The following is a 5,732-nucleotide window of genomic DNA, read 5'->3' as shown; positions in this document are numbered from 1 at the left end:
CAACGGTTCCAGCTTCGGGCCCCGACGAGGAACTGACGCACCAGCAGCAGAAGTCACACAACTACTAACGATCAACTACTGGCGCAGGACACTAGACGTGCTCGACGTCCTCCACCACGACCGCCTCGCGCTGCGCATCCACGACGGCGCGTTCTCCGCCATGGACCTCACCGCCCGCCACTCGCGCACCGGAGAACTGCTGTCCACCGTGAAGTTCATGGTGCAGACCCTCGCGGCCGCTGGCGAACTCCAGCGCGACCTCCAGCGCGAGCTGACCTACGACGGACTGCGAGCCGCCGAGGCCAAGGGCAACAAGGGTGGCCGACGCCCGGCCATCACAGCCGAGAAGATCGACGCCGTCCGCACCGCGTACCTGGAGGGCCGGTCCATCGCCGCCCTGGCCCGCGAGCACAGCGTCAGCCGGGGTGCTGTCCGTACGGCCGTCGCCGACCTCATGCCCGAGCACACCACCGCCGACCACGATGACGGCCCGGCCCCGGAGCTGCCGGTGACCCTCGACATGCCCGGCAAGGTCGCCAACTTCGTCCACACCGCCGAGCTGGACGCCGACGAGCGGGCCGCCCTCGACCACGGCGTGACCGTACGACGCGGCCAGGGCTACACCCTGCGCGTCACCGCCGCGCCCGCCGTGCACTGCGGGCTCCTCGCCCGATGCCAGCCCCTCGACGGCACCCAGGACGCCCCGGCGATTCCGGCACAGCGCAAGGACCGCCGCGAGTACGAGAACCGCGTCAATACCCTCGCGGCCACAGCCGGACCATGGTCCGTCAGCGGCTGCCGCTAATTTTCGTTCGGATACTCCCGGAGGGCCATCACCGGCAGGAAGTCCGGGATCAGGTCGATAGGGCTGGCTGGCCAGATAGACCATTAGCAGCGCGAGCCGGATCCGCACGCCGCGCGGCAGGCTCTTGTCGGCGGCCAGCCGTTTCAGCAGCCGCAGCAGGTCCGGCAGCAGGCGCACCACCTCCGCGAGCAGTCTGACCCTGGGGCGGATCAGCAGCAGGGCGAGCAGCAGCGCCAGCCACACGGCATGGAGTGCTGGTCGGAACCGTGGGTGTAGGTCGAGATGCCCTCGGACACGAAGTACTTGTTCAGGTGCCGGGCGGTGATCGACTTGCCCCAAGTCGGCAACCGCTGCCCGTCCGAGGATGACAGCGTGCCAGAGCCGAACATGGTCGTCATCGGCAGCCTGTGGTGGTAGTTGACCAGCACGATGTTCGCCCGGGTCGGTCAGCTCGCAGAGCGCGTCTGCACGACTGCAAAGGCAGCGGCGTTCTCGTTCAACGCCACCCAGGTTGAACACGAATGTGCACAATGAGTGTTCACATGTACCCGATATGTGATAACTCAAGATCGATTCACGTCAATGTTCGTCTTGATCTTCACTTCTTCTCCAGGCTACTTGTTGTGATCATTCCGTGTGTTCGAGCTCGGTCGGTGTCCATTACGCACTCCCTCGAAGGTGAGTTGATGATGAGGCTCAAGCGCGCACTCAAGATCGCAGCCGTGTCCGGAGCGCTGGTCGTGGCCGGCGCCGCTCCCGCGATGGCTACCATCGCGTACGTCGGCGGCGGCACCTGGGACTACGGGGCCGGCACCTCCTACGTGTGGTCGGACTACTACCACGGGTCCAAGTGCCACGGCTCGACCTCGGTCGGCGCCTACATCGACAGCGACGAGGCGTCCGCCGGCAGCTGGTCCATCACGCAGGCCGACGCCGCCCTCTGGGGCAACGAGACCTACTACAAGACCACCTGCTGACCACTCAGCAGCACGCGTAACATGCCCCCGAAGGGGCCCGCGCCACGCGGCCCCTTCGGGGGCACGCGTGCTTTCCGTCATCTGGCCGGTCGATCCCCCATAGTCTCGTAGGACACGCATGCTGCATCGTGGCGTCAAGTTCGCCCACGCCGTCATCCTGGCGTTCTCCGCCCTGTTCTCCTTCCTGTTCCTCAGGAGCTTCGAAGATCAGTGGACCCTCGGCTACGACGCGGTCGTCCAGGTCACCCAGTCGCGGGACACCAGTACCAGCCGCGCCATCGAACAAGCCGTCGAATCGTTCGCCCGCGACTACGGTGTCACCGTGGGCCGCCAGGAACTCGACCTGGAACACCCCGACCGCAGCCGCGACCTCTACCTGACCCCGGCCGGCCCCCGCGCCGACTGGCTCGAGGACGGCTACCCTGCGTTCAGCCCCGGCCAAGCCACCACGACCCGGCCGTTCTCCGAGGTCTCCAACCGCGACCCGCGCGGCCTGTACTACCTCTTCGGCGATCCCGACGCCGTCCGGCCCTTCCTCGAACTGCTGCAGCAGCACGGCCTCACCGCATCCCACCCCCAGCCGACCTCCCCCGACCAGCTCTCCTACGCCTACGGCGGCAGCGCCCTGGCCGGTTCCCTCGTCGTCGTCGCCCTCGTCTGCGTCACCATGACCGGCGCCGGCGTCCTACTCAACGCCAAAGCCTACGGAGTGCTGCGTCTGCAGGGCATGTCCCTGCCCGCGATCCTCGCCCGCGACCTGCGCCGGCTCGCCCGCTTCTGGACGGCCGCCCTCGGGGTCGTGACGGTCGTGGCGACCGCCCTGCTGGCCTGGTACAACCACCTCGCCTGGTTCGGTCTGTTCGCCCTCGTCACGGCCGCAACGGCGGTCGTCTTCACAGCTCTTGTCCTCGCCACCCATGCCGCGATGCTCACCCTGACCGCGCGCACCGGCATCCTGGCCGCCCTCAAGGGCGAGATACCCGCCCGCTCCACCGCGGCCGCCGCCTACCTCGTGCGCGTGCCCGCCCTCCTGCTCGCCCTCGGTATCGCCGCCTCGGTCCTGCAGGCCGGACAGGACCTCGCCCGGCGCGAAGACAATCTCAACGTGTACGAAAAGGCGGGCGACGCCTCCACCATCCGCCTCAACGGCTACCTCGGCGCCGGCCCCGACGCGCTGAAGAAGCTGGAGGCGAAGGTCGGCCCCTGGCTGCGCCAGGCCGACGCCGACGGCCAGATTGTCCTCGCCGGCCACAAGGACCCCGCACGCTCCCGCGACGCCCAGGGCATCCCTGCCGACGACCTGATAGTGGCCAACGAGACGTTCCTCGAGCAGCAGAAGATCCTCGCCCCGAACGGCCGCCGCCAGCCTGCCACCACCGGCGGCGACGGCCGCATCCTGCTCCTGGTTCCGCAACACCTCGCCGCTCATGCCGACAAGCTGACAAACCTGGTGCCCGGCCTGGTCAGCCCTTCCAACCCGGACCAGATCTCATCCGAGCAGATCGACGTAAAGACCACCGCAGACAGCCAGGAGATCTTCACCTACAACGCCCGCGGTACTCGCGAGGCCGGACAGGACCAGCTCTCGGACGAGTCCTTCCTCACCGACCCGGTCATCATCGTCGTCCCCAACGGCACCGACTACATCAGCGATAAGGGCTACACCGCCTACGCCTCGCAGCGCAGCATCGTCTTCCCCGACCCGGCCGACATCACCGCCGACATCGACGCCCACCACCTGCGCAACGAGGTTGTCGGCATCAGCCCCATCGCCGCCGACGCCGCCCAGGCCATCCGCGACATCACCGCGGACTTCCGGCTGCGACTGTTCAACCTGGCCTTCGCCCTCCTGGTCCTGCTCGTCACCGGCGTCGGCGTCGTCATCGTCCACACCCGCAGAAACGCCCAGCGAATCTTCGCCCGGCACATCCACGGCTGGACCTTCGCTACCATCCACCGCACCCTCCTGGCCGCCGAGGCTGCGATCGTCGCCCTGCTCGTCTCCTGGCTCCCCTACCAGGTCCACCAATGGAACCAAGGCCTCGAGCAGTACAAGACCATGGGCATCCCCGCCCCCCGCGACCCGATGACGATCACCGGCCAGGACCTGACCGTCATCACTGGCCTCGTCGCGGTCGAGATCGCCACCGCCCTCGCCGTCCTGACCTTCTTCCACCGCCGCATCGTCAAGGAAGGATCGACCGAAGCGTGATCGACCTGACCGGGCTGTCCAAGTCCTTCGGCCCCCGCACCCTCTGGCAGGACCTGACCTTCACCATCGAGGCCCGCCGGATGCTCGCACTGACCGGCCCCAGCGGATCCGGCAAGTCCACCCTCCTCAACTGCCTCGGCCTCCTCGACACCCCCACCACCGGCACCATGCGCCACCAAGATCAGGACATCACCAGACTCAGCCCACGCAAGGCCCGCCTCTATCGACGCGACACACTCGGCTACCTCTTCCAGAACTACGCCCTGATCGACAACGCCACCATCGCCGACAACCTCAGCGTCGCCGTCAAACCCGTCCGCTCCAACCGCGGATCCCGCCCCACCCCCGCCCAGGCACTGCACCAAGTCGGACTCGCCGGCCGCGAAGACGACATCGTCCACCGCCTCTCCGGCGGCGAACAACAACGTGTCGCCCTCGCCCGCCTCATCGTCAAACAACCCGCCCTCGTCCTGGCCGACGAGCCCACCGGCGCCCTCGACCTCGACAACACCCACATGGTCATCGCCACCCTGCGCGCCCTGGCCGACGCCGGCTGCGCCGTGGTGATCGCCACCCACGACCCCACCGTCAGGGACCTGTGCGACAGCGTCCTGCAGGTGGGAACCACCACCCACCCCAACCCCGTCAAGGAGATCACCGCCGCATGAACCCCCGTCTCACCTGGTCTCTCGCAGGCATCGTCGTCGTAGCCGCCGTCGTCTTCCTCGTCTACGGCACCCACGCGCTGACGATCATCCAGCGCGTCGCCCTCCGGGTGTTCTGACCAGTCCCCGGTAGGGTCGGGGACTGGCGCGGTGGCTGACGCTCCGTTTCCAGTCCCCGCCGCTTCAAAGTGGATGCAGCTTTCCCGCACACGGCTTTCCCCAGCCCGGGCGGCCATCCAGCAGCACCGCCCGACCAGGCCGCGGTCGGCCCATACGCCCACGCGACGTCATGCCGCCGGGGCCCTCTCGTCCTCCAACACGCTGAAGTCGACGTCGAGGCGGGTGTCGTAGTCCTCCGGGGTGATCCCGATCTCGTGGGTGGAGTACACGCCGAACCGGTTGATGTGCTCGGTCAGGTACGGCGAGATCTCGGCCAGGTCCAGCGGGTCGATCTCCCAGCCCTCGGCCTGGAGCTGCCGCACCACGTCCGCGATGTCCAGGGTGTTGTGGAAGATCACCAGGTTGGCCAGCAGCGAGGTGAACTTCACGTCCTTCTCCTGCTCGACCGGGTCGTTGTGCGCGACCGTGCCACGCTGCCCGAACCGCACCCAGTCGCTGAAGCCGTTGAACGCCTCCACCTTGTTGGTCGCGGCCGTCACCCGGCCGCGCAGCGGCGCGTCCGAGAGGTAGCGCAGCATTCTGTGGAATCAGATTTGTCAAGTAGTTCAGCCTTTGCCCTGGTTGACGGCGACGATCGGCAGGAGCGTCGCGGTCGCCGGGACGCCGATCTCGCGGGGTGTCGTCCCGGCTGGCGTGGGGACATTGACCAGCCGTTCCAGCAGCTGGTCCAGCGCAGCCTGCGAAGCTCTGCAGACGTCGAGCAGTTCATGACTTCGGGCAGCGCGGGCCCCTGCCGAGAGTCTCGCAGGGGCCCGCGCTGTAGAGAGCCGAGGAGGGCGAGAGACCTGTCCCTAGACCCAATGCCGCTGACTTTGGGGTGAGTTGCTTGTAGCTTGTGGCCGGGAGGGATGCTGGTGCCACGGGCTGGGCAGGTGAAGCCGCCGGTTGAGGAG

The 5,732-nt window shown here is 67.7% G+C and carries 6 protein-coding genes; 4 read left to right on the top strand and 2 right to left on the bottom strand.

The window, feature by feature from the left end; all coding sequences use genetic code 11:
• Positions 1-97 precede the first annotated feature (97 nt).
• Positions 98-805 (top strand): hypothetical protein, encoded by a 708-nt coding sequence (locus ACGF8A_RS34410; protein WP_393114751.1) that lies wholly within the window; start codon positions 98-100, stop codon positions 803-805.
• A gap of 209 nt (positions 806-1,014) precedes the next feature.
• Here the strand turns inward: ACGF8A_RS34410 and ACGF8A_RS34405 are convergent, their stop codons facing one another.
• Positions 1,015-1,233 carry a Tn3 family transposase gene (locus ACGF8A_RS34405; protein ID WP_393114749.1) on the bottom strand — a complete coding sequence of 73 codons (219 nt, stop codon included), beginning with the start codon at positions 1,231-1,233 and terminating at the stop codon, positions 1,015-1,017.
• A gap of 258 nt (positions 1,234-1,491) precedes the next feature.
• Between ACGF8A_RS34405 and ACGF8A_RS34400 the strand changes: the two genes are divergently transcribed.
• The 3 genes from ACGF8A_RS34400 (at position 1,492) to ACGF8A_RS34390 (ending at position 4,662) form a co-directional block, all read left to right on the top strand.
• Positions 1,492-1,782: a lactococcin 972 family bacteriocin gene (locus ACGF8A_RS34400; protein ID WP_393114747.1), complete on the top strand. Its 291-nt coding sequence runs from the start codon at positions 1,492-1,494 to the stop codon at positions 1,780-1,782.
• A 118-nt stretch (positions 1,783-1,900) separates the two neighbouring features.
• Entirely contained in the window at positions 1,901-3,994 is a 2,094-nt protein-coding gene (locus tag ACGF8A_RS34395; RefSeq protein ID WP_393114745.1) for a bacteriocin-associated integral membrane family protein, read from the top strand.
• Positions 3,991-4,662 (top strand): ATP-binding cassette domain-containing protein, encoded by a 672-nt coding sequence (locus ACGF8A_RS34390; protein ID WP_393114742.1) that lies wholly within the window; start codon positions 3,991-3,993, stop codon positions 4,660-4,662. The genes ACGF8A_RS34395 and ACGF8A_RS34390 overlap by 4 nt, the downstream gene beginning before the upstream one ends.
• Positions 4,663-4,946: 284 nt before the next feature.
• On the opposite strand, the gene ACGF8A_RS34385 is transcribed toward ACGF8A_RS34390, so the two are convergent.
• Entirely contained in the window at positions 4,947-5,357 is a 411-nt protein-coding gene (locus ACGF8A_RS34385) for a Tn3 family transposase (RefSeq protein WP_393114740.1), read from the bottom strand.
• Positions 5,358-5,732: the final 375 nt, after the last annotated feature.

Source organism: Streptomyces sp. NPDC047706 (assembly GCF_043204795.1).
In the GTDB taxonomy this organism is placed as follows: Bacteria; Actinomycetota; Actinomycetes; order Streptomycetales; family Streptomycetaceae; genus Streptomyces.
Note: the sequence above shows the minus strand (reverse complement) of the source record. Positions and strands in the feature narration are given on the sequence as shown.

Coding starts and splice junctions, on each gene's coding strand:
- ACGF8A_RS34400 (WP_393114747.1), top strand. CDS start 1,492: ATGATGAGGCTCAAGCGCGCACTCAAGATCGCAGCCGTGTCCGGAGCG.
- ACGF8A_RS34395 (WP_393114745.1), top strand. CDS start 1,901: ATGCTGCATCGTGGCGTCAAGTTCGCCCACGCCGTCATCCTGGCGTTC.
- ACGF8A_RS34385 (WP_393114740.1), bottom strand. CDS start 5,357: ATGCTGCGCTACCTCTCGGACGCGCCGCTGCGCGGCCGGGTGACGGCC.